This is a genomic window from Kitasatospora sp. NPDC059408, from assembly GCF_042751525.1.
Taxonomy (GTDB): domain Bacteria; phylum Actinomycetota; class Actinomycetes; order Streptomycetales; family Streptomycetaceae; genus Kitasatospora.
The window spans coordinates 181,294-199,894 of the sequence record NZ_JBHYWI010000003.1; the positions used below are offsets into that span (position 1 = coordinate 181,294).

The 18,601-nt window shown below is 73.0% G+C and carries 18 protein-coding genes; 8 read left to right on the forward strand and 10 right to left on the reverse strand.

The genetic code is table 11. The features are described from left to right. Positions 1-72 precede the first annotated feature (72 nt). Both ACFXDE_RS04465 and ACFXDE_RS04470 read right to left on the reverse strand, forming a co-directional pair. The gene (locus ACFXDE_RS04465) at positions 73-2,181 is read right to left on the reverse strand and encodes a bifunctional polysaccharide deacetylase/glycosyltransferase family 2 protein (RefSeq protein ID WP_380490797.1); all 2,109 of its coding nucleotides are present in this window, start codon (positions 2,179-2,181) and stop codon (positions 73-75) included. Next, entirely contained in the window at positions 2,178-2,396 is a 219-nt protein-coding gene (locus tag ACFXDE_RS04470) for a hypothetical protein (RefSeq protein WP_380443138.1), read from the reverse strand. The genes ACFXDE_RS04465 and ACFXDE_RS04470 overlap by 4 nt, the downstream gene beginning before the upstream one ends. A gap of 264 nt (positions 2,397-2,660) precedes the next feature. Between ACFXDE_RS04470 and ACFXDE_RS04475 the strand changes: the two genes are divergently transcribed. After that, a complete protein-coding gene (locus tag ACFXDE_RS04475) occupies positions 2,661-3,368 on the forward strand; it encodes a hypothetical protein (protein ID WP_380490800.1) in 708 nt (235 codons plus the stop codon). Between the two features lie 56 nt (positions 3,369-3,424). Here the strand turns inward: ACFXDE_RS04475 and ACFXDE_RS04480 are convergent, their stop codons facing one another. The 3 genes from ACFXDE_RS04480 to ACFXDE_RS04490 all read right to left on the reverse strand — a co-directional run bounded on the left by ACFXDE_RS04480 (position 3,425) and on the right by ACFXDE_RS04490 (position 6,117). Further along, positions 3,425-4,144, reverse strand: a complete 720-nt coding sequence (locus ACFXDE_RS04480) for a hypothetical protein (protein ID WP_380490802.1) — start codon at positions 4,142-4,144, stop codon at positions 3,425-3,427. 213 nt (positions 4,145-4,357) lie between these two features. Next, positions 4,358-5,095: a VOC family protein gene (locus ACFXDE_RS04485; RefSeq protein WP_380490804.1), complete on the reverse strand. Its 738-nt coding sequence runs from the start codon at positions 5,093-5,095 to the stop codon at positions 4,358-4,360. A gap of 128 nt (positions 5,096-5,223) precedes the next feature. Then, positions 5,224-6,117 carry a LysR family transcriptional regulator gene (locus ACFXDE_RS04490; protein WP_380490806.1) on the reverse strand — a complete coding sequence of 298 codons (894 nt, stop codon included), beginning with the start codon at positions 6,115-6,117 and terminating at the stop codon, positions 5,224-5,226. A 71-nt stretch (positions 6,118-6,188) separates the two neighbouring features. On the opposite strand from ACFXDE_RS04490, the gene ACFXDE_RS04495 reads away from it, so the two are divergent. The 3 genes from ACFXDE_RS04495 (at position 6,189) to ACFXDE_RS04505 (ending at position 8,387) form a co-directional block, all read left to right on the forward strand. Continuing rightward, positions 6,189-7,085, forward strand: coding sequence for a DMT family transporter (locus ACFXDE_RS04495; RefSeq protein WP_380490807.1), 897 nt, complete (start codon positions 6,189-6,191; stop codon positions 7,083-7,085). A 2-nt stretch (positions 7,086-7,087) separates the two neighbouring features. Continuing rightward, positions 7,088-7,531, forward strand: a complete 444-nt coding sequence (locus tag ACFXDE_RS04500; RefSeq protein ID WP_380490809.1) for a hypothetical protein — start codon at positions 7,088-7,090, stop codon at positions 7,529-7,531. Between the two features lie 115 nt (positions 7,532-7,646). Next, complete coding sequence (locus ACFXDE_RS04505; RefSeq protein ID WP_380443156.1) at positions 7,647-8,387, forward strand: class I SAM-dependent methyltransferase; 741 nt, start codon at positions 7,647-7,649, stop codon at positions 8,385-8,387. Between the two features lie 100 nt (positions 8,388-8,487). On the opposite strand, the gene ACFXDE_RS04510 is transcribed toward ACFXDE_RS04505, so the two are convergent. The 3 genes from ACFXDE_RS04510 to ACFXDE_RS04520 all read right to left on the reverse strand — a co-directional run bounded on the left by ACFXDE_RS04510 (position 8,488) and on the right by ACFXDE_RS04520 (position 11,853). Then, positions 8,488-9,894 (reverse strand): hypothetical protein, encoded by a 1,407-nt coding sequence (locus tag ACFXDE_RS04510; RefSeq protein ID WP_380490872.1) that lies wholly within the window; start codon positions 9,892-9,894, stop codon positions 8,488-8,490. A 137-nt stretch (positions 9,895-10,031) separates the two neighbouring features. Continuing rightward, positions 10,032-11,021 carry an alpha/beta hydrolase gene (locus ACFXDE_RS04515; protein WP_380447538.1) on the reverse strand — a complete coding sequence of 330 codons (990 nt, stop codon included), beginning with the start codon at positions 11,019-11,021 and terminating at the stop codon, positions 10,032-10,034. A 205-nt stretch (positions 11,022-11,226) separates the two neighbouring features. Beyond that, entirely contained in the window at positions 11,227-11,853 is a 627-nt protein-coding gene (locus ACFXDE_RS04520) for a TetR/AcrR family transcriptional regulator (RefSeq protein ID WP_380490811.1), read from the reverse strand. 178 nt (positions 11,854-12,031) lie between these two features. Between ACFXDE_RS04520 and ACFXDE_RS04525 the strand changes: the two genes are divergently transcribed. Further along, the gene (locus tag ACFXDE_RS04525; RefSeq protein ID WP_380490813.1) at positions 12,032-13,216 is read left to right on the forward strand and encodes an agmatine/peptidylarginine deiminase; all 1,185 of its coding nucleotides are present in this window, start codon (positions 12,032-12,034) and stop codon (positions 13,214-13,216) included. 63 nt (positions 13,217-13,279) lie between these two features. Here ACFXDE_RS04525 and ACFXDE_RS04530 read toward each other — a convergent pair whose 3' ends face one another. Beyond that, the gene (locus ACFXDE_RS04530; RefSeq protein WP_380490815.1) at positions 13,280-15,367 is read right to left on the reverse strand and encodes a DUF4157 domain-containing protein; all 2,088 of its coding nucleotides are present in this window, start codon (positions 15,365-15,367) and stop codon (positions 13,280-13,282) included. A gap of 446 nt (positions 15,368-15,813) precedes the next feature. On the opposite strand from ACFXDE_RS04530, the gene ACFXDE_RS04535 reads away from it, so the two are divergent. The 3 genes from ACFXDE_RS04535 to ACFXDE_RS04545 all read left to right on the forward strand — a co-directional run bounded on the left by ACFXDE_RS04535 (position 15,814) and on the right by ACFXDE_RS04545 (position 18,064). Further along, positions 15,814-16,233: a peptidase inhibitor family I36 protein gene (locus tag ACFXDE_RS04535; protein WP_380447531.1), complete on the forward strand. Its 420-nt coding sequence runs from the start codon at positions 15,814-15,816 to the stop codon at positions 16,231-16,233. A 127-nt stretch (positions 16,234-16,360) separates the two neighbouring features. Then, positions 16,361-17,329: a hypothetical protein gene (locus ACFXDE_RS04540; protein ID WP_380490818.1), complete on the forward strand. Its 969-nt coding sequence runs from the start codon at positions 16,361-16,363 to the stop codon at positions 17,327-17,329. A 75-nt stretch (positions 17,330-17,404) separates the two neighbouring features. Further along, positions 17,405-18,064, forward strand: a complete 660-nt coding sequence (locus ACFXDE_RS04545; protein ID WP_380490821.1) for a glyoxalase — start codon at positions 17,405-17,407, stop codon at positions 18,062-18,064. Between the two features lie 73 nt (positions 18,065-18,137). On the opposite strand, the gene ACFXDE_RS04550 is transcribed toward ACFXDE_RS04545, so the two are convergent. Then, positions 18,138-18,578, reverse strand: coding sequence for a VOC family protein (locus ACFXDE_RS04550; RefSeq protein WP_380447528.1), 441 nt, complete (start codon positions 18,576-18,578; stop codon positions 18,138-18,140). Between the last annotated feature and the right edge of the window lie 23 nt (positions 18,579-18,601).

Sequence of the window (18,601 nt, forward strand, 5' to 3'; positions counted from 1 at the left end):
CACTCCGGTTGGAGGTTCGCGTGTTGCTGACCCTGGTGCAGGTACCTCCGGGGGTGAGGGCCGTCCGGCGGGCTACACCGGTGCCGGGACCGCCCGCGCTTCCGTCTGCGCCCTCGGGTGGTTCCGCTGCCACTGCGGGCCGGCGCCGAGTGCCGCGCTGACCAGGGCGTGGATGGTGACCAGGCACAGGGCGGTGCGGTAGAGGGTCTGCTGGAGGGGCACGAGCCACAGGTGGCGCAGGCTCTCCCGGTCCTGGCGGAGGGCGTAGGCGGCGAGGGCGAGTTGGGCGAGGCAGAAGGCCACCCAGGTGGATACCGGCGCAGGGCTCGTGCCCAGGGCCAGCCCGTAGAGCGCGGCGGCGTCCAGGAACGGGGCGGTGAGCGGGAGCGCGAGCTGGAAGAGCACCAGGTAGGGGAGTGTGCGGCGGCCGAGGCGGCCGGCCACACCGGGTTCCCCGACGGCGTGCCGGTGCTTCCAGACGGACTGCAGGGTGCCGTAGGCCCAGCGGTACCGCTGGTGCCACAACTCCCGTACGGTCGTGGGCACGTGCGTGTAGGCGTGGGCGTCGCTGCGGTGGACGACGCGCCACCCCGCCCGGCACAGGGCCATGGCGATGTCGGTGTCCTCGGCGATGGTGTCGGCGCTGATGCCTCCGCAGGCGTCCAGTGCCGACCGCCGGAACGCCCCGATGGCCCCCGGGACGGTGGGACCGGCGCCGAAGAGGTCGAACAGCCGGCGTTCCAGGCCGAAGCTCATGACGTACTCCAGGTGCTGCCACAGCGGCAGCAGCCCGGTGCGGTTGGCGACCTTGGTGTTGCCGGCGACCGCGCCGACGCGCGGGTCCGCGAAGGCGGCGGTCAGGCGCGCCACCGCGCCGGGGGCGAGCACGGTGTCCGCGTCGACCATCACGATCACGTCGTGCGCGGCGTGCGCGACACCGGAGTTGAGGGCCGCGGGTTTGCCCCGGTTGGGCTGGGTCACGACGCGGACGCGGGGGTCGTCGACGCTTCGGGCCGCTGCCGCGGTGCCGTCGGTCGAGCCGTCGTCGACGACGACCACGTCGACGTCGGGGCGGCCGCCCGCCAGCAGGGCGCGCACGCACGCGGCGATGGTCGCCTCCTCGTTGTGCGCGGGGACGACGACGGAAACCGGTGGCGTTGCCGCCGGGCGGACCGGTGCCCGTGCGGCGGTCCGCCTCCGGTGCGCGGCCGCCGCCGTGGCGAGCAGCAACAGCCGGGCGGCGGTGAGCAGCGCCGCCCCGCCCAGCAGCCAGGCCGTCGCGGCGGGCAGGGCGACGGCGGCCTGGAGCGCGAGGATCAGCGCGGTGCCGTACCAGCGGTCGAGCCGCGGCGCCGGGGTCGCCTGGGGCGGCAGACCGACCGCCTGGGAGACGGTGGTGAAGCGGTACCCCCGCGCCTTGAGCGTGTCGATGTACCGTCCCAGGGCCGCGACCGTGCGGGACCTGTCACCGCCGCCGTCGTGCATGAGGACGACCGCCCCTTGCCCTTCGGGCGGCACGGCCCGGCGTACGACGTCGTCGGCGTCGGTGGCCTCCCAGTCGAGGCTGTCCTGCGTGGACAGGACCGTCAGGTAGCCGAGGGCGGCGGTGCGTTGCACCGCTCGCCAGTCCCGGTTGTCGACGGCGTCCGGCATCGAGGAGTACGGCGGTCGCAGCAGCGTGGTGCTCCGGCCGACGGCCCCGGCCAGGACGGCGCGGCTCGCGGCGAGCTCCACGTGGACCTGCCAGACCGGCGCGGTCGACAGGTCGGCGTGGGTGAAGGTGTGCAGGCCCACTTCGTGTCCCGCGGCCGTCTCCGCGCGGACCAGTTCGGGGTGTTCGGCCACGTGCTCGCCGATCACGAAGAACGTCGCCGGCACCTGCTTGGCGGCCAGCAGCCGCAGGACCTGCGGCGTCCAGGTCGGGTCCGGCCCGTCGTCGAAGGTCAGCGCCACCGTCCCCGGGAGCACGCCCGAGCTGACCGGCGCACCGTTGCGCACGTCGACCACGGGCCCGCCGCCCGACACGGACCCCGGCACGCGGTCGTCCGGTCCCCGGCTCTGGGTGGTGCCCGCCGCACCGACACCCCGGAGCACCGAGGTCGTCAGGAACAGCGTCAGCAGGAACACTGCCAGGACACCCGCCAGGACCCACCAGTGCCCGCGGGGCGTGACCGCCCTCACCGCGGGGCACCCGTGGGACCGGCACCGGGGGCGTTCGCCGCCGGCGCGCGGGGATCGGCGTACAGGACTCCGCCGGCCACTGCGAGCAGGCCCAGGCAGCCGAGGGACACCAGGACGCCGACGGCGATCACGGCCGTACGGCGGTGGCCGCGGGGGTCGTCGAACACGGGAGGGGAGGCCTCGCCGGGCGGCGGGCTCAGGAGCGCATCGGTCACGCCACCGCATGCTAGAGATCTTGAACGGCTTCCGTCGGGGGCACGCGGGTGTTCCCCCGAAGGGACGAGCCGAAGCACCACAGGTGGACGGAGGTACGTCGAACGGGGCAACTTCCGTGTGGCACGGTCCGATTCGGCGCTCGCCGGGCCGAAGGCCCGTGCCATCGTGACGGCGTACCGGGCGTCGGCACCACGTCGGTCCGCACCGCGCGGGTGGCCGGCCGTCGGAAGCCGTCACCCCGGCCCCTACGAATGGACCTCACCATGACCGCAGTCCAGGACGTCACCACGCCGCGACCACCCGCGGGCCGCCCGCGCGGCGGGCGCGGCAGAAGGGCGGTGCGCCTGGTCTGCGGCCTGCTGGTCGTCGCGGCCGTGGCCGCCGCCGGCCTGGAACTCGACCACAGGCTGAACACCATCGACCTCCCGCGGGTCAACCAGCCCACCCAGGACGGATACACCCTCACGGTCTACTTCACGCCCAGCGAGGTCTACTACCACGGCCCCCGGCGCAGCATCCGCGACCAGGTCTGCGCCGGCCAGAGCCTGCCGGACGGCTACCCCGCCGACTACCTCGACCGGGTCGGCCTGGAGGGGTTCGGCAGGACCGCCCGCGGGGACTACCTCGGCTGGGACTTCACCCGGCACTGCTACTTCGCGACCGACCGGCCACCCGTCGGCTCGCACGAGAACCCGCTGGTGCCCTGGCAGTCCGTCGCCGCCAACCAGCTGTCACCGGGCACCCGGATCCACGTCGTCGACTGCGGCCGGGGACTCGCCCCGGACACCTGTGCCCGGGTGAAGTCCGCGGACTGGCGCGTCGACGACCTCTGCAGCATCGGCTGCGACGACGCCAAACACCTCGACCTGTACATCGGCGAGCAGACCGCGGCGAACCTGGAGGACCAGGACTCGTACTTCGTCACCACGAGTGCCAGGGTCGAGGCCAGGGAACCCGAACCGGCGGACTGAGACCGGGCCTTGTGGACGGCTCGGACGTCGGTGTCTTCCCGATGCCACTCGTGCTGTCACTCGTGGGCGCTGATCTCCCCGCCGATGCCGAGCACGATGTACACGCCGTTGGCGTCGAGCCCGGCGTCGTGCTGGTCGGCCTCGAACGTGCCGTTCACCGCGCCGTCCAGGCCGAGGATGTCCGCGCGGTAGTGGAGCTCGCCGAGCTTGGTGACCTTGGCCGTCCAGCCGCCGGCGAGCTTGAAGGTGCCCGGGCCCTTGTGCGAGCCGCCCATCCAGGCGTGCACCGTGCCGTCCATCGAGAGCACGACGAACATGTCGTTGGCGTCGACCCCGGCGTCGTGTCCGTTCGCCTCCAGGGTGCCGTAGACCTGACCGTCGTGGACGATCTTGGCGACGTAGTGCAGCTCGCCGAGCTTCTGGATCTCGGCCTTGCTGCCGTCCGGCAGGGTCTGGCCGCCGGCGGGGGAGGTCCCCTTGCCCGGGGCGGCGGGCGGGGTCGTGTGCTTGGCGCCGGGCGGTGCCGCCGGCGAGCCGGTCGGAGAGCCGGTCGAAGCGGAGGCAGGCGTGGAGGCCGGGGCAGCCGCAGAGGCGGAAGTGGAAGCCGTGGGCGTGGTGGCGACGGTGGCGCTGGGCGTGGCACTGGGCGTCGCGCCGCCCTGCACGGTGGACGTGCTGCTGCACGCCGTCGCGGCGGGGACCAGCAGGGCGGCGGACAGGACGGTGCCGGCCAGCGTGCGGACGGCGGGGACGCGACGGATCGTCAGGAAGGACATGCGGGTTTCTCCTGCGCGAAGTACGGGTGGGAGCACGCCCGTTGCCCGCCCGGTCCGAACGGTGACCGCGGGCGGCGTACACGATCGAAGTTAGTCCGGAGAGTCGACGGAATGGAGCATTCCGTGTCACCGGATCGTCACGCCCGCGGCCGGACCGGCCGAGCGGTCCTCGCCGCGACGCGGCGCTCGCCCTCGTTCACGCCTCCCTCAGGGTCAACGGGGGCTGAGGAGGCAGAACTCGTTGCCTTCCGGGTCGGTCAGGATCCTCCAGGAGATGACGGACTGGTCGATGCCGGGGTCGGTGGCGCCCAGGGCGCGCAGCCGGGCTTCCTCCGCCGCCACGTCGTCACCGCGGTAGGGGCTGACGTCGAGGTGGACGCGGTTCCACCCGCTCTTGGTGTCGGGGGTGCGGATGAACTCCAGGTAGGGGCCGACGCCCTGGGAGGAGCGCATGGTCGCGTGGTCGTCGGCGACCTCGTGCAGCGTCCAGTCCGTCGCCCCGCCCCAGAACCGCGCCATCTCGCGCGGGTCGGCGCAGTCGACCACCACCGCGGCGATCGGCCCGGTGTCCCGGTAGACCTCGCGGGGCTCCAGGACGCAGAACTCGTTGCCCTCGGGGTCGGCCATGACGGTCCAGGGGACCTCGCCCTGGCCCACGTCGGCGAGCGTCGCGCCGAGGTCCTTCAGGCGCGCGACCAGCTCGGCCTGGTGGGCGGCCGAGGTGGTGGCCAGGTCGACGTGGACCCGGTTCTTCGCCGTCTTGGGCTCCGGGCGGGCGATGATGTCGATGCAGACGGCCGCGGGGTCGGGGTAGGCGAAGCCCACGGGTTCGAGGTTGGTCACGCCGGGCGCCTCGTGGTGGACACCCCAGCCGAGCGCCTCCGCCCAGAAGCGGCCGAGCGCGTCGTCGTCGTGGGCCTTCATGTTGATCTGCACGAGTCGTGTTGCCATGGTGCGGATCTTAGGGGCAGCAGCCGGCCGACGGCATCCGATTTCGGTCGGCGCAGCGGGTGTTCCGGCTGGTCAAGGGCGGTGGCGAGGGCGGTGGCGAGGACGCGGGGCGGTCGGGTGCCGGGCCGTCACCGCTGGGCGGCCGCCTCCCGGAGGGCGTCGAGCAGGCCCTGCACCGCCGGGTGGGACAGGGCGGTCTCGCGGACGGCGGCGTGGACGGTGCGGACCGGTTCGGGGCGGCGCACCCGGCGGACCACGACGTCGGGGTGGCGGCCGGTGAGCCCCAGCCTCGGCATCACGGCCACGCCGAGGCCGGCGGCGACGAAACCCCGGGCGGTGGCGTGGTCCTGGCCGTCCACCACGACGTCGGGGCTGAAGCCGGCGGCGGCGCAGGCCCGGAGCACGGGTTCCAGGCAGGGGCCGGGCGGCTCGCTGCCGATCCACGGCTCCTCGGCGAGGTCGGCGAGGTCGAGGACGCGTTTGGCGGCCAGCGGGTGGTCCGCGGGAAGGACCGCCACGTAGGCGTCGTCGAGCAGGTGCACCAGCCGGACGCCCGGCACGGAGGCCTCGGGGCCGCCGATCACCAGGGCGAGGTCGGCCCGGCCGTCGGCCACCTCGCCGAGCGGGTCCTCGGGGTCGTTCAGCCGCAGGTCGATCCGTACGCCGGGGTGTTCCCGGCGCACCCGGGCGACGGCGGGCGCCACCAGCCGGGCCCCGACCGTCGCGAAGTAGCGGATGGCGAGCCGCCCGGTGCGTCCGGCCCGCAGTTCGGCCAGGGCCGTCTCCGCCTCGGCGACGTTGCGGCTGATGGTGGCGGCGTGTTCGGTCAGCAGGCGTCCGGCCTCCGTCGGCCGCACGCCCCGGCCGGCCCGTTCCAGCAGGGCGGTCCCGGCCTCCCGCTCCAGGGCCGCGATCTGCTGGCTCACGGCCGAGGGGGTGTACCCCAGATTGGCCGCGGCAGCGGTGACCGATCCGCTGCTCACGACGGCCCGGAGCACCTGCATACGCCTCACATCGAGCATGTAGCACAGCTTAAAGGAGATGAAGATCTTTTCGCTTGTGCTGTCGAATCGGCCCGGGCAGCGTTCCTCCCATGAGAACCGCAAGTCTGTACTGGTCACGCGTGGGGGTCCTCGCGCTGCTCTGGGGATCCACCTTCCTGTGGATCCGACTGGCCCTGGACGGCCTGCGTCCGGCTCAGGTGACGGTCGTCCGCTGCGCCCTGGGGGCCCTCGTCCTCGTGGTGATGTGCCTCGCCCGGCGCCTGCGGCTGCCGCGCTCGGCCGCGACGTGGCGGCACGTCGTGGTGGCCGCGTTCTTCTGCAACGCCCTGCCGTTCACCCTGTTCAGCCTCGGCCAGCAGACCGTCGACTCCGGCCTGGCGGGCGTGCTGAACGCGACGACTCCGCTGTGGTCGCTGCTGATCGGCCTCGCCCTCGGCACCGACCGCCGGCCGGGCGCGCTCCGGCTGGGCGGACTCCTGCTCGGATTCGGCGGCACACTGTTGATCTTCGCGCCCTGGCAGCACGGCGACGCGGTGGGCTGGGGCGCGCTCGCCATCCTCGGCGCCTCGCTGAGCTACGCCGTCGCCTTCGCCTACATGCGGCGCCACCTGGTCGGCCGGGGCACGCCCACCCTCTCGCTCTCCGCCGCCCAACTGCTCGCGGCGACCGGACTGACCGCGCTGACGCTACCCGCGGGCGGCGCGCCGCCGACCCACCTCGGCGCGACGCCGCTGATGGCGGCGGCCGTGCTCGGGGTCCTCGCCACCGGGGTGACGTTCCACCTCACTTACCGCATCATCGCCAGCGAGGGCGCCACCGACGCCGCCACCGTGGGCTACCTGCTGCCCGTCGTCTCGATCCTGCTGGGCGCGCTCGTCCTCGACGAACCCGTCAGCCCGAGGACCCTCACGGGCATGGCCGTCGTCCTCGCCGGAGTGGCGATGACGCGGCTGCGCCGGGCACCCGCACCGGCGGCGGCGAGGTGACCATGCGATCCCCATCCCCCTGGCGCGTACCGGACTTCCGCACCCTGTTCGCCGCGACCACGCTCAGCCAACTCGCCACCAGCGTCAGCTACGTCGCCGTCCCGCTCATCGCCGTCTCCGCCCTCGACGCGACCCCGGCCCAGGCCGGCCTGCTCGGGGCCCTGGGCACCGCCGCCTTCCCCCTCATCGGACTGCCCGCCGGAGCCCTCGCCATCGGCGCCGCGGTCGCCGGCGCGATCGGCCAACTGGCCGGAGTCCACCTCGCGCTGTGGGTGGGCGGCGCTCTGATCGCGACGGCCTTCCTGCCGGTCCACCTCTCCCCGGTCCGCCGCCGCGACCTTCCGCCGCAGTCCGAGCCGGTCGACCGGAGTGCGAGCCGGGCGGGAGCGGGGCCCGTAGCGGCGACCAGCCGCGCGGCGCGAACGCGACGAGAACGGCGGCTGTAGCTGCGGCACATTTGTGGTTTCCGCCAGTACGGAGCTCCGGTGGCCGGAAGCGAGACTTCCCGGCAGGAGCTTCGGCCCGGACGAGGGCCGATGCCGTGGACGAACGGGGAGCATGATGACCGGTCAGCTGTACGACGAGATCGGCGAGGCGTTCGAGGGCTTCAAGACCCTTCCGCTGACGCGCTACGGGGAGGTGCCCGGCTTCCTCGCCCTGGTGGGCGACGTGACCGGCAGGTCCGTCCTGGACCTGGCCTCCGGGACCGGCTTCTACAGCCGGGAGTTCAAGCGCCGGGGCGCATCCCGCGTCCTCGGTGTCGACATCTCCTCCGAGATGGTCGGCGCGGCCCGGGCCATGGAGGGCAAGGAGCCGCTGGGCGTGGAGTACGAGGTCGGCGACGTCGCCGAACTGCCCGTCTACGAGCAGCGGTTCGACCTCGCGGTCGCGGTCCAGTGCTTCAACTACGCCGACGACGTCGCCACCATCGAGCGGATGTGTCGCAACATCCACCGCAGCCTCGCGGACGGGGCCGAGTTCTTCGCCTTCGTGCAGCACCCGGACTACCGTTTCGACGGGCCGTCCCTGGCCAAGTACGGCTTCCTCTGCGAATCGCTCGGCGAGGTGACCGAGATCGGGCCGCGGGTGAGGATCACCGCGCTCCTCGACCCGCCGATCTCCTTCGTCGCGAACCCGCCCAGCCGTGAGACGTACGAACGGTCGCTGCACGCGGCCGGATTCAAGGACATCACCTGGGTGCCCCTGGAGATCTCCGAGGCCGGCGTGCGCGAGTACGGCGAGGACTTCTGGGCCGATTTCGCCGCCAATCCGCCGCTGACGATGCTGCGGTGCCACGCCTGAGGCCTGAGGCCTGACGCCTGACGCCTGAGGCCGACGCCGCGACGCGAGACGCCCGGTCCCCGGAACGGCCGGGGACCGGGCGACCACACGCAGGTCGGCCTCAGCCGACAGCGGGGCCGGAGGTGGTGTTGAGCCAGGACCACTCGGACCAGGTGGAGAAGCCGGTCTGCCAGCGGTGGTGGACACCGGCGCCGCTGGAGCCGAAGACCTCGATGCGGCCGTCGGCGTTGGCCGCCGCGGTGATCTCGGTGCCGGGGCCGCCGAAGGCGACCCACTTGTCGTACGGGGCGTTCACGCCGGTCTGCCACAGGTGCTGGGCGGTGGTGCCGTTGATGGCGAAGACCTCCACCCGGCCGTCCGGCGCGTGCTCGCTGGTCAGCTGGGAGTCGGCCGGCCCGCCGGTGGGTTCCCAGCCGGACCAGGTGGTGGGGTTGGTCTGGTAGCGGTGGTAGACGCCGGCGGAGCCGGACGCGAAGACTTCGAGGCGGCCGTCCTGGTTGTGGTCGACGGTGAGGTCGTGGCCGCCGTCACCGAAGGCCTCCCAGCCCGACCAGGCGCCGCTGGCGGCGGTCTGCCACATGTGCTGGAAGGTGGAGCCGTTGAGGGCGAAGACTTCGAGTCGTCCGTCGGGGGACTTGCCGAGTCCGATCTCGCTGTCCGCGGGGCCGCCGCCGGCCGGCTCCCAGCCGGACCAGCCGCTGTTGGGCGCGGTCTGGTAGCGGTGGAAGACGCCGACCGGGCCGGAGGCGAAGACCTCCAGGCGGCCGTCCTGGTTGGCGCCGACCGCGAGGTTGTGGCCGCCGGTGCCGAACGTGTCCCAGCCCGACCAGGCGCCGGAGGGCTGGAGCTGGTAGCGGTGCTGGAGCGTGCTGCCGTTGAGGGCGAACAGCTCCAGGCGGCCGTCCGCGTCCGCGCCGATCGTCAGCCGGGCGCCGCCGGGGCCGTCGAGGGACTCCCACTCGGACCAGTCGCCGTTCACCTTGTTCTGCCAGGCGTGCGAGACGCCGTTCGCCCCGGCCGCGAACACCTCCAGGCGGCCGTCCGCCGAGCGCGCCGAGACGACCCGGCCGGGTTGTGTCGGGTAGACGACCGGGGCCGGCCCGGGGTCGTGGTGGCCGAGCCGGTCGGCGGCGGCCCGGGCCGCGTCCAGGTACCGCAGGTGTGCGCCCTCCTTGTAGGTCGACCACTGCGCCCAGTCGGTGCCCTTGTTGGAGATGCGGTAGGCCGCGTTGGCGTTGCACTGGGCATCGTAGGCGCAGGCGTCGCTGACCTCGGGGTGCCAGTAGCTGTTGATCTCCCACAGGCCCCGGTCGGTGGACGGCGGAGTGTTGTTCTGGACGTTGGACGCGAGCGGGTTGCAGCTGGACTCGGCCATGCCGACGGCGATCGCGGTCACCAGGGCGTCACCCCGGAAGCCCGCGGTGTAGCCGACCTCGGCGCAGAGGTCGATGCCGGTGGCGGCCGTCGCCGGCGTGGCGCCGACGCCGACCGTCAGGCCCGCCGTCATACCGAGCAGCGCGAGCGCGGAGACCAGGAGCCGGTGCAGCGGGGTGGCCGGGGCCGGGGCCGGTGCCGGGGCCGGTGCCGGGGCCGGTGCGGGTCGCGAAGCGCGCCGGAGGAGGGAGGGGAACACCGGGGCGGCCCTCACGCCTTGCGCAGGCGGTCGATGATGCCGTCCAGGTCCTGCCGGAACATGTCCGGCCGGATCTCGTGGCCGCCGGGCACCTCACGCGCGTCGTACGGGATGCCCGCCCCGTCGAGCAGGGAGCGGAACTCGCGCTGCCCGGCCAGGACCTGGGTCTCGTTGACGGTGCTGAACCAGTCGACCGGGTTGGGGCTGGTGCCGGCCACCAGGAAGACCCGCTTGTTGCGGTAGCTCTCGATCCGCTCCACCGGGTTGTCGGCGCTCACCCGCGCCTGGTCCCAGAGCGGCACGCCGTAGACCGTGCCGCCGTTCAGGTCCAGCGCGGCGGAAGAGGCGTTCGCCCAGTGCGCCACCAGGCCGCCGTCCCGGCGCAGGCTGGCCGGGCCGGAGTGGGCGCTGACCGAGGCGAAGTGCCCGTAGTACTTGGCGGCGTACTTCAGCGCGCCGAAGCCGCCCATCGAGAAGCCGGCCACCGCGCGGCCGTCGTACTCGGCGTAGGTGCGGAAGTTGGCCTCGACCCAGGGCAGCAGCTGGTTGATGTGGAACTCCTCCCAGTTGCGCGGGCCCGCGTTGGAGCTGACCGGGTTGGAGTACCAGCCGGCGTGCCCGCCGTCCGGCATCACCACGATGATCGGCTTGCCGGCGGTCCAGTCGCGGACGCCCGCCCGGTCGAAGGTGATGAAGTCCTGGTCGTTGCCGCCGCCGTGGAACAGGTACAGCACCGGGTAGGTGCGCCCGCTCCACTGGTAGTCGTCCGGCAGCAGCACGTTCACGGCGGGGTTCCAGCCGATCGCCGAGGTGCGGAAGCGGTAGTACCACATCCGCGGGTCGCTCTCGTTGCGGTCCACGATGCTCAGGCCGAAGCCGTCGCCGGCCGCTGCCGCGGGACTCGCCGAGGCGAGCGAGCCGGCGGCGCCCAGCGCCAGCGCGGCGCCGAGCCCGCCGCCGGTCCTGAGGATGCTCCTGCGGGTGGGGTGCTGGGCGGTCAACGTGGCCTCCTGGGAACGCGCGTGACGGCGGCCCGTCCGGACCGCCCGGTGGTCGAGCGGTTGGGACGGTAGTCACCCGCCGCACGGCGCGGAATCCGGAACGATCCGGACTGACGGGGGAGGCCCGATCGCCGAGACTGGTGTCTTTGACCCGGAGGGCGGAGGAAGGAACCGAACGGCTCCGCGCCCGGTCGGGCGAGCCAGGTCAGGCGGCGGTGAGCGCGGTCATCAGGGTGCGCAGCACCGTCCCCGTCTCCGTGCCGGGGTCGAGCGACTGGGCGGCGGCCAGGCCGTCCACGGCCGCCGCGAAGGTCTCGCCCAGGAGCCTGGCGTCGAGGCCGGTCCGTCGTTCGTCGGCCAGGAGCCGGAACAGGCGCACGAAGCAGGCGCGCCAGCGCCGGTAGTCCTCGTCGAGGCGCTCCCTGATGCGGTTGTCGTTGAGGGCGAGCCAGTGCAGCGCCGAGTGCAGGTGTGCGAGGTCCGGGCTCTCGGGCCGGGTCAGCAGGGCGATCACGCGCTCGGCGCGTTCGGTGAAGCTCCCGGGGAGGTCGACCGCCTCCTCCAGCGGGGTGATCCACTCCGGCCGGATGTCCTCGATCACGGCCACGATCAGGTCGGTCCTGTCCTGGAAGTGGTAGTGGCACATCCCGTGCGAAATCCCGCACAGGGCGGCCACGTTGCGGGTGGTGAAGCGCCCGGCGGCCTCGCCGGCCAGGAGGGTGCGGGCGGCCGCGATCAGGCGGGCCCTGGTCTGCTCGCCCTTGGCCGAGGGACGTCGACGCCCGGCGTCCCCGGCGGCCGAGGGGGTCTGGTCGTTCGCGCGCGTCGCCATGGGCGCAACTGTAACGACCGCCGGGGAGCGGCCATCGGGACATCGGCGGATCCGGCCGTCCGGACTCAGGCGCCCCACCGGTCCCGACTTCTGCGCGAAGAATTGACCGAGCGCTTGGCCAGTTATAGCTTTCCGGTCAACCTCGCTACCCCCACGGCGAGTTGACGGGAGATCCCCCATGAGCGATCAGACCCCCGACCAATGGACCCCGAGCAGACGGCGGTTCCTGACAGCGGCCGCCATGACCGCCGCCGGCGCCGCCGTCACGGCGGCCACCGGCCCCCGGGCCCGCGCCGCCGGACGGTCGACGACCCCGCGCGGTGGTGCGCCGGCCGCCCCGGCTCTCGCGGGCGCGTTCTCGGTTCCGGACGACGGCGTCCCGCACACCCGCACCTGGATGGCCTGGCCCGACAGCACGACCATCTACGGGCGCAAGCTCTCCGGCGTGCAGGCCAACATCGCCCTCATCGCCAACACCATCGCGAAGTACGAGCCCGTCCACCTCCTCGCCAACGCGGCCGGCGTCGCCGCCGCCAGGCGCGCCTGCACCAACCCGAACGTCACCGTCATCGGCTCCATCCCGGTCGACGACTGCTGGATGCGCGACACCGGCGCCGTCTTCCGCACCGACGGCGCGGGCGGCCTGGACGCCGTCGGCCTCAACTTCAACGGCTGGGGCAACCACCAGCAGCACGCCAACGACGCCCTCGTCGCCCAGCGCGTCGCCGCCTACCTCGGCCTCCCCTTCACTGCCGCCGGCCTGGTCAGCGAGGGCGGCGCCATCGAGACCGACGGCGCCGGGACGCTGATGGCGACGAGGAGCAGCATCATCAACCCCGACCGCAACCCGAACCTGTCCCAGGCGCAGATCGAACAGGCCATGTGCGCGGCCTACGGCGCGAGCAAGGTCATCTGGTTCGACGGGATCAGCGGCCAGGACATCACCGACGACCACGTGGATGCCACCTCGCGCTTCCTCGGCCCCGGCGTCGGACTCGTCCAGACCCCCAACCCGGCCGACCCGCCGGACATCTGGTCCAACGACGAGCAGCAGCAGTACCAGATCCTGTCCTCGTCCGCCGACGCCCAGGGGACGCCGATCGCGGTCACCGCGCTGCGGTCGCCGGACTACAACCTGATCCGCGCGGTCAGCAGCAGCTTCGTCGACTCCTACGCCAACTACTACGTCTGCAACGGTGCCGTCATCTCGGCCCAGTTCGGCGACACGACCGCCGACGCCAACGCCAAGAGGGTCCTCCAGGGCCTCTTCCCCGGCCGCACCATCGTCCAGCTCAACATCGACAACCTCGGGAACCAGGGCGGCGGCATCCACTGCGTCACCCAGCAGCAGCCCGTGCCGTAGGCGGCGGCACGTGTGTGGGGACCCGCTCGATCGAGCGGGTCCCCACACAGCTCAACTGCGGTGTTATTTCTTGTACTTGAGGGAGCTGCCCGCGTTCAGCAGCTGGACCAGGTCGAACGCGGCGACCGTGAGCGGCGTGAGGTTCGGGGTCCGCAGGCCGTCCTTCATCCGGCGCAGCTCGGCGACCAGGGCCACCTCCTCCTTGCCGAGCGGGCCGACCCTGTCGTCGACGCTGCCCAGCGCGCCGAGGGAGCCGTGGATGTGCACCCAGTCGTCCTGGGTCACGTCCGCCTTCTCCGCCGTGTTCAGGTTCGTGTACTTCCGCAGGAGGTCCTTGCCCGTGGGCATGCCCATCAGCCACTGGTGACGGGTCAGGGGGATCGCCCGCTCCCGGCGGTCGCCGGCGTCGCCGTGTTCGACGGTGTTGGAGTACACCGGCGCCTGCGTGTCGCTCGGGTCGAAGCCCGCCGCCCGGAGGACGAACGCGGCGAACTGGTCGGGGTGTTCGCGGAAGTGGACGCGGAACGGGCGGGGCAGCAGGGTGAAGTTGTGGGCGAAGGACGTGCGGGACATCAGGCCGCCCGCGATCGACTTCGAGTTCGACTTGGGCGGCAGCCTGTCGCCGTTCACCAGGTAGCTGCCGACCAGGGTGGCCAGGCCGACCAGCGCGGCCGTGGACTCGCCGCCGGTGACGTCCTTGCCGAGCCGCTTGGCCTGGTCCTCCGCCTGCTTGCGGATCTGGTCGACCTCGCCGAGGGAGCCCGTGTGCAGGTCGTCCTTGGCCTCCTTCCGCTGCTCGAAGGCGGAAGCGGAGGTGGTGAACGGCTTCTTGTTCGGCACGTTGAGGTACTTCACCAGCCGGGGCAGCTCGTCCAGCTTGAAGCCGCCGGTCATCTGCGGCGCGTAGACCAGCTCGCCGCCCAGCGGGAAGACCATGATCCCGGCGTCCGCCGTGAAGCCCCCGAGCTGCACGTCCGTGAGCGGGAAGGACTCCTCGTCCTTCCGGGCGTCCAGGGCCGCCGAGACCCGGGTGATCTCGCCCATCACGGCGAGGAGTTCGTCCTTCGTGGTGAGCGGCTCGGTGACCCACTCCAGGGCCGACCCGCCCGTCGGGCTGACGTCCGAGGTGAGCTTGTAGTCCGTGCCCCGGCCGACGACGCCCATCTTCGGGACGTCCCGGCCGCGGATGGGGGTCTCCCGGATCTCGCCGTTGGCCATCAGCGGATAGGCGGCGCCCTCCGCGTGCCGTGCGTACTCGTCGGGCTTCTCCTGCCGGGCCCGCTGCAGCCGGGCCCGGCCCGCGTCGGTCGCCTCGAACCGCGGCGGGTCGGCCGGGCCCTGCCGGGGCAGCTCGGCGATCCACGCCGTCGTGAGCTCGTTGGGCGTCCTGGCCTGCTCGTTCTCGTCCAGGAGATCGACGGCGACCTTCGCGGCCATGTTCCGGAGGATCTTCAGGCCGATGATGCCGTCGCGTCGGGTGACCTCGTCCTGGTAGGCCTGCTCGTCCTGCGCGGTGAGGTCGTTGTGGTCGCGCACCCGCCACTGCGACTCGAACTCGAAGCCGACCCGGCGCTGGAGCGCGGCGCCGTGGACGTGTCCTTCGTGGCCGTCGGCCGCTCGGCGCTGGACCGGGCGCTGGACGGTCGCGCCGCGGGCGACGCGGGCACCGACGTCGGCGGCCTCGCGCTCCCACCTGCCGTCCGGGTCGCTGAGGCCGGCCGGGGCGTCGTGCTGGGTGGTGTGGTGGATCTCGTGGGCCATCGTCTCGACGTCGCGCAGGACGCCCGCGTTCTGCACGACGATGTTGCTGCCGACGGTGTACGCCCGGGCGTCGATGCCCGCGGCGGCCCGCTCGTCGACCGAGACCCGGACGTGGTCCAGGCTGGTGCCGAAGGCGCTCTCCATGGACCGCTGCACGTCGCCCGGCAGCCGCCGGTTCGCCCGCCCGGCGACGGCGGCGGCGTCCCGCACCGCGGCGCCGCCGTCCGCGTCGCGCTGTACCGCCTCGCGCGCGATCATCCGCCCGACGGCGGCGTTCCCGATCGACCGCTGGAGGGCACCGGGCGAGCCGCCGGCCCGTCCGGCGTCGCGGGGCTTGACCTGTTCGCGGTCCGGAACGGCCTTCCGCTGGGACTCGGTGGTGTGCCGCATGACAGATCCGTTCGCCCGAGATCGCGTGCAGAGCCTGACCACCCAGGCTCCCACGGGGCACGCCCCGCCGGAACGGCCCACAGGGCCGAACACAGGGCAAGCCGCCCTGCCCGGTGAGGGAAGTCGATCAGGACCTCGGAGCGCACGGGAAGTCGGCCGGGCCGACTTCCCATTCCCATCCCACCCGGCGTCTGACCGAAGCCTGCTGCCGGAGGGCCGTTCCACGGGATCCGGAGTCCGATCGTGCCGTTCCCAATCCCCAGCTCAGCGCTGTGGGAACGGGTTGGACGTTCCAAACAGTCCGTCCGCTCTCGAAGTCGGCTCCGCTCCTGCCGCAGAGTCGTTCCCGTCGGGCCGAGCACCACGGCCTGATCACGATCAGGGATGCGACCCGCCCCGGGACGAGGGTGCGGGGGATCCCACTCCACCGATCGGAAGGCAGTGAGATGAACAAGAAGATGGCGGCCGCCGCCCTGGCCGCGGTCACCCTCGGTACGGTGCTCCTCGGCACCGCCACGCCGGCCCTCGCGAGCTCCGGCGGCTGCATCAGCGGCGACGCGTGCGTCTACTACAGCCCCGACCTGCAGGGTGCCTTCTTCGGCAAGGGCGAGGACGGCAACTACGACGGCTACTTCGGCGGCGGCGGGGCCGGCAACGGCCAGGCCGTCATGAACAACGCCGCCTCCGTGTGGAACATGGACCAGAACTGGAACGTCCGCGTCTACTACCGCGAGTACAGCATCCGCAACACCGGCCCGAACCAGTACATCCCGCACAACTCGTGGGCCAACCTGGGCGCCGTGCCGTGGAACGGCGGCTCCATCAACATGCGCAACAACAACCACTCGCAGGCCTGGGAACTCTGATCCGGCTCCGACCGGGTGCCGGGCCCCCGCTCGTCGGGGACCCGGCACCCGGTCGGCGTTCCACCGCCCGAGCCGCCCGTACCGACCGAGCCGCCCGTACCGCCCGAGCCGACCGAGGAGCCCCGCCATGACGTCCCCCCACCGCGGCCGTTCACTGGCCGCCCTCCTGCTCGTCCCCCTGGTTCTCACCGCCGGCTGCGCCTCCGGACCCGCGGCCCCCGCCGCGCCCGCCGCCAGGCCGTCCGCGTCCCTGACACCGATGGACCCGCCACCGATCGGCGACGTCCCCCGGTTGACCGAGGCGGGCGACCGGACCCTGCCCATTGAGGCCTACCTGCTCAGCGGGGAGCAGTTCCGGCAGTACGACGCGGCGCAGACCGTGCTGGTCGCCCGCTGCGTACGGGGGTTCGGCCTGGAGTACTCCCGGCCGCCCGGGTCCGGGGCGGCGCCGTCCCAGAGCCAGACCGCCCACCGGTACGACCCGGTCGAACTCGCCGACGTCTCCGTGCACGGCTACCACGCGCCCGACCCGGGCGGCGCGAGGAAGCCGAGCGGGGGAGCGTCGATGGGCGCCGAGCTCACCACGGTGCTCGGTACGGGCCTCGGACCGGGCGGGAAGCCCGCCCCGGGATCGGCCACCGAGTTCCGGGGCAAGGGGCTGCCGCCGGGCGGGTGCGTCGGGGCCGCGCAGAAGGAGCTGACCTCGCGCGGCGGCACCGGCCGGGACGCCGACGTCGCGGTGGGGATCAACTACGAGGGCTTCGAACGCTCGATGACGGACCCCAGGGTCAGGACCGTCTTCCAGGACTGGTCGCGCTGCATGGGGGACCGCGGCTACTCCTACGCCACGCCCGGGGACGCCCTCAAGGACTCCCGCTGGGCGGCCGCCGCCACGCCGTCCGCGGAGGAGATCGCCACGGCCACCGCCGACGTCGACTGCAAGGCCCGGGCGAACGTCGTCGGGGTCTGGTTCACCGTCGAGACGGCCTACGAGGACGAGCTCATCCGGCAGCACCAAGCGGAGCTGACCGCGGTCAGGGCCGGCAACGACGCGATGCTGGAGCTCGCGGGATCGGTGGCCGCGGCCGGTTCGTAGGAGGTGCCGGAAACCCACGGGACCGGTCAGGATTCGAGAAGCCTCCGCCGCAGGGCCGCCCGTAGCGTCATGGGCATGGGAAACAACGAGAACACCGCGTCCACCGCGTCCCTCGCCTCCGTCACCCTTGAGGTGGCCGACGCCGGGGCAGCCCACCGCTTCTACGCCGCGTTCGGCGTGGAGCAGCACGTCCGCCTGCGGGAGTCCGCGGCGCCGACCACCGGCTTCCGGGGCTTCGCCATGGCGCTCACGGTGTCCGGGCCGGGCACCGTCGACGGCTTCATCGCCGACGCCGTGGCCGCCGGGGCCACGGTGCTCAAGCCCGCGGCGAAGTCGCTGTGGGGCTACGGCGGCGTCGTCCAGGCACCGGACGGGACGGCCTGGAAGATCGCGACCTCGGCGAAGAAGGACACCGGCCCGGCCACCCGCGAGATCGACGACGTCGTCCTGCTGCTCGGCGTCGAGGGCGTCAAGGCCACCAGGGAGTTCTACGTCGGCCGGGGCCTGACCGTGGCCAGGAGCTTCGGCGGCAAGTACACCGAGTTCACCGCCGGCGGGCCCGGCGCCGTCAAGCTGGCGCTGTACAAGCGCCGCGCGCTGGCGAAGGAGGTCGGCGTGGCCGTCGAGGGCACCGGCTCGCACCGGATCGTCCTCGGCAGCACCGGCGCCGCGTCCTTCACGGACCCGGACGGGTTCGCCTGGGAGAGCGTCGCGCTGGCCGCGGCCGGCTCCTGACCCGGGCAGGTGAACGCGCGGACGACGCCTCGGCCCGAACGCGGTCTGCCGGGCCCGGGGCGTGCCGTTCGGCTCAGCCCAGCTGCTGGGCCAGCCCGAGGATGATCCCGCCCGGCCCGCGGAGGTAGCAGAGCAGGTAGCTGTCCTCGTAGCGCGCCACTTCGCCGACGAGGACGGCGCCGTGGGGCCGGAGGCGGGCGAGGGTGTCCTCGATGTCGTCGACGGCGAACATGACGCGGTGCAGGCCGAGCGTGTTCGCCGGGGGGACCTCCGGCGCGGGGGTGATCGCCACGGGGGTGTGGTACGTCGCCAGTTCGAGCCGGCCCGGGGCGCCCGGGATCCGCATCATCGCGATCTCGCACCGCATGTCGTCGAGCCCGACGACCTTGCCCGCCCACTCTCCGTCCGTCGGCATCCTGCCTTCCAGCTCCATGCCGAGTGCGGTGAAGAACGCGATGGCGGCGTCGAGGTCGTCGACGACGATGCCGACGTTGTCCATGCGCTGAATCGTCATGCCCCCGAGGGTAGGGGCCGGGG

What these genes read in the sequence shown, in the direction of transcription:
- ACFXDE_RS04510 (WP_380490872.1), bottom strand. Translation starts at nt 9,894, where the DNA reads ATGACGGCGGGCCTGACGGTCGGCGTCGGCGCCACGCCGGCGACGGCC.
- ACFXDE_RS04550 (WP_380447528.1), bottom strand. Translation starts at nt 18,578, where the DNA reads ATGACGATTCAGCGCATGGACAACGTCGGCATCGTCGTCGACGACCTC.
- ACFXDE_RS04540 (WP_380490818.1), top strand. Translation starts at nt 16,361, where the DNA reads ATGACGTCCCCCCACCGCGGCCGTTCACTGGCCGCCCTCCTGCTCGTC.
- ACFXDE_RS04500 (WP_380490809.1), top strand. Translation starts at nt 7,088, where the DNA reads ATGCGATCCCCATCCCCCTGGCGCGTACCGGACTTCCGCACCCTGTTC.
- ACFXDE_RS04490 (WP_380490806.1), bottom strand. Translation starts at nt 6,117, where the DNA reads ATGCTCGATGTGAGGCGTATGCAGGTGCTCCGGGCCGTCGTGAGCAGC.
- ACFXDE_RS04485 (WP_380490804.1), bottom strand. Translation starts at nt 5,095, where the DNA reads ATGGCAACACGACTCGTGCAGATCAACATGAAGGCCCACGACGACGAC.
- ACFXDE_RS04525 (WP_380490813.1), top strand. Translation starts at nt 12,032, where the DNA reads ATGAGCGATCAGACCCCCGACCAATGGACCCCGAGCAGACGGCGGTTC.
- ACFXDE_RS04475 (WP_380490800.1), top strand. Translation starts at nt 2,661, where the DNA reads ATGACCGCAGTCCAGGACGTCACCACGCCGCGACCACCCGCGGGCCGC.
- ACFXDE_RS04505 (WP_380443156.1), top strand. Translation starts at nt 7,647, where the DNA reads ATGACCGGTCAGCTGTACGACGAGATCGGCGAGGCGTTCGAGGGCTTC.
- ACFXDE_RS04545 (WP_380490821.1), top strand. Translation starts at nt 17,405, where the DNA reads ATGGGAAACAACGAGAACACCGCGTCCACCGCGTCCCTCGCCTCCGTC.
- ACFXDE_RS04520 (WP_380490811.1), bottom strand. Translation starts at nt 11,853, where the DNA reads ATGGCGACGCGCGCGAACGACCAGACCCCCTCGGCCGCCGGGGACGCC.
- ACFXDE_RS04535 (WP_380447531.1), top strand. Translation starts at nt 15,814, where the DNA reads ATGAACAAGAAGATGGCGGCCGCCGCCCTGGCCGCGGTCACCCTCGGT.
- ACFXDE_RS04530 (WP_380490815.1), bottom strand. Translation starts at nt 15,367, where the DNA reads ATGCGGCACACCACCGAGTCCCAGCGGAAGGCCGTTCCGGACCGCGAA.
- ACFXDE_RS04495 (WP_380490807.1), top strand. Translation starts at nt 6,189, where the DNA reads ATGAGAACCGCAAGTCTGTACTGGTCACGCGTGGGGGTCCTCGCGCTG.
- ACFXDE_RS04480 (WP_380490802.1), bottom strand. Translation starts at nt 4,144, where the DNA reads ATGTCCTTCCTGACGATCCGTCGCGTCCCCGCCGTCCGCACGCTGGCC.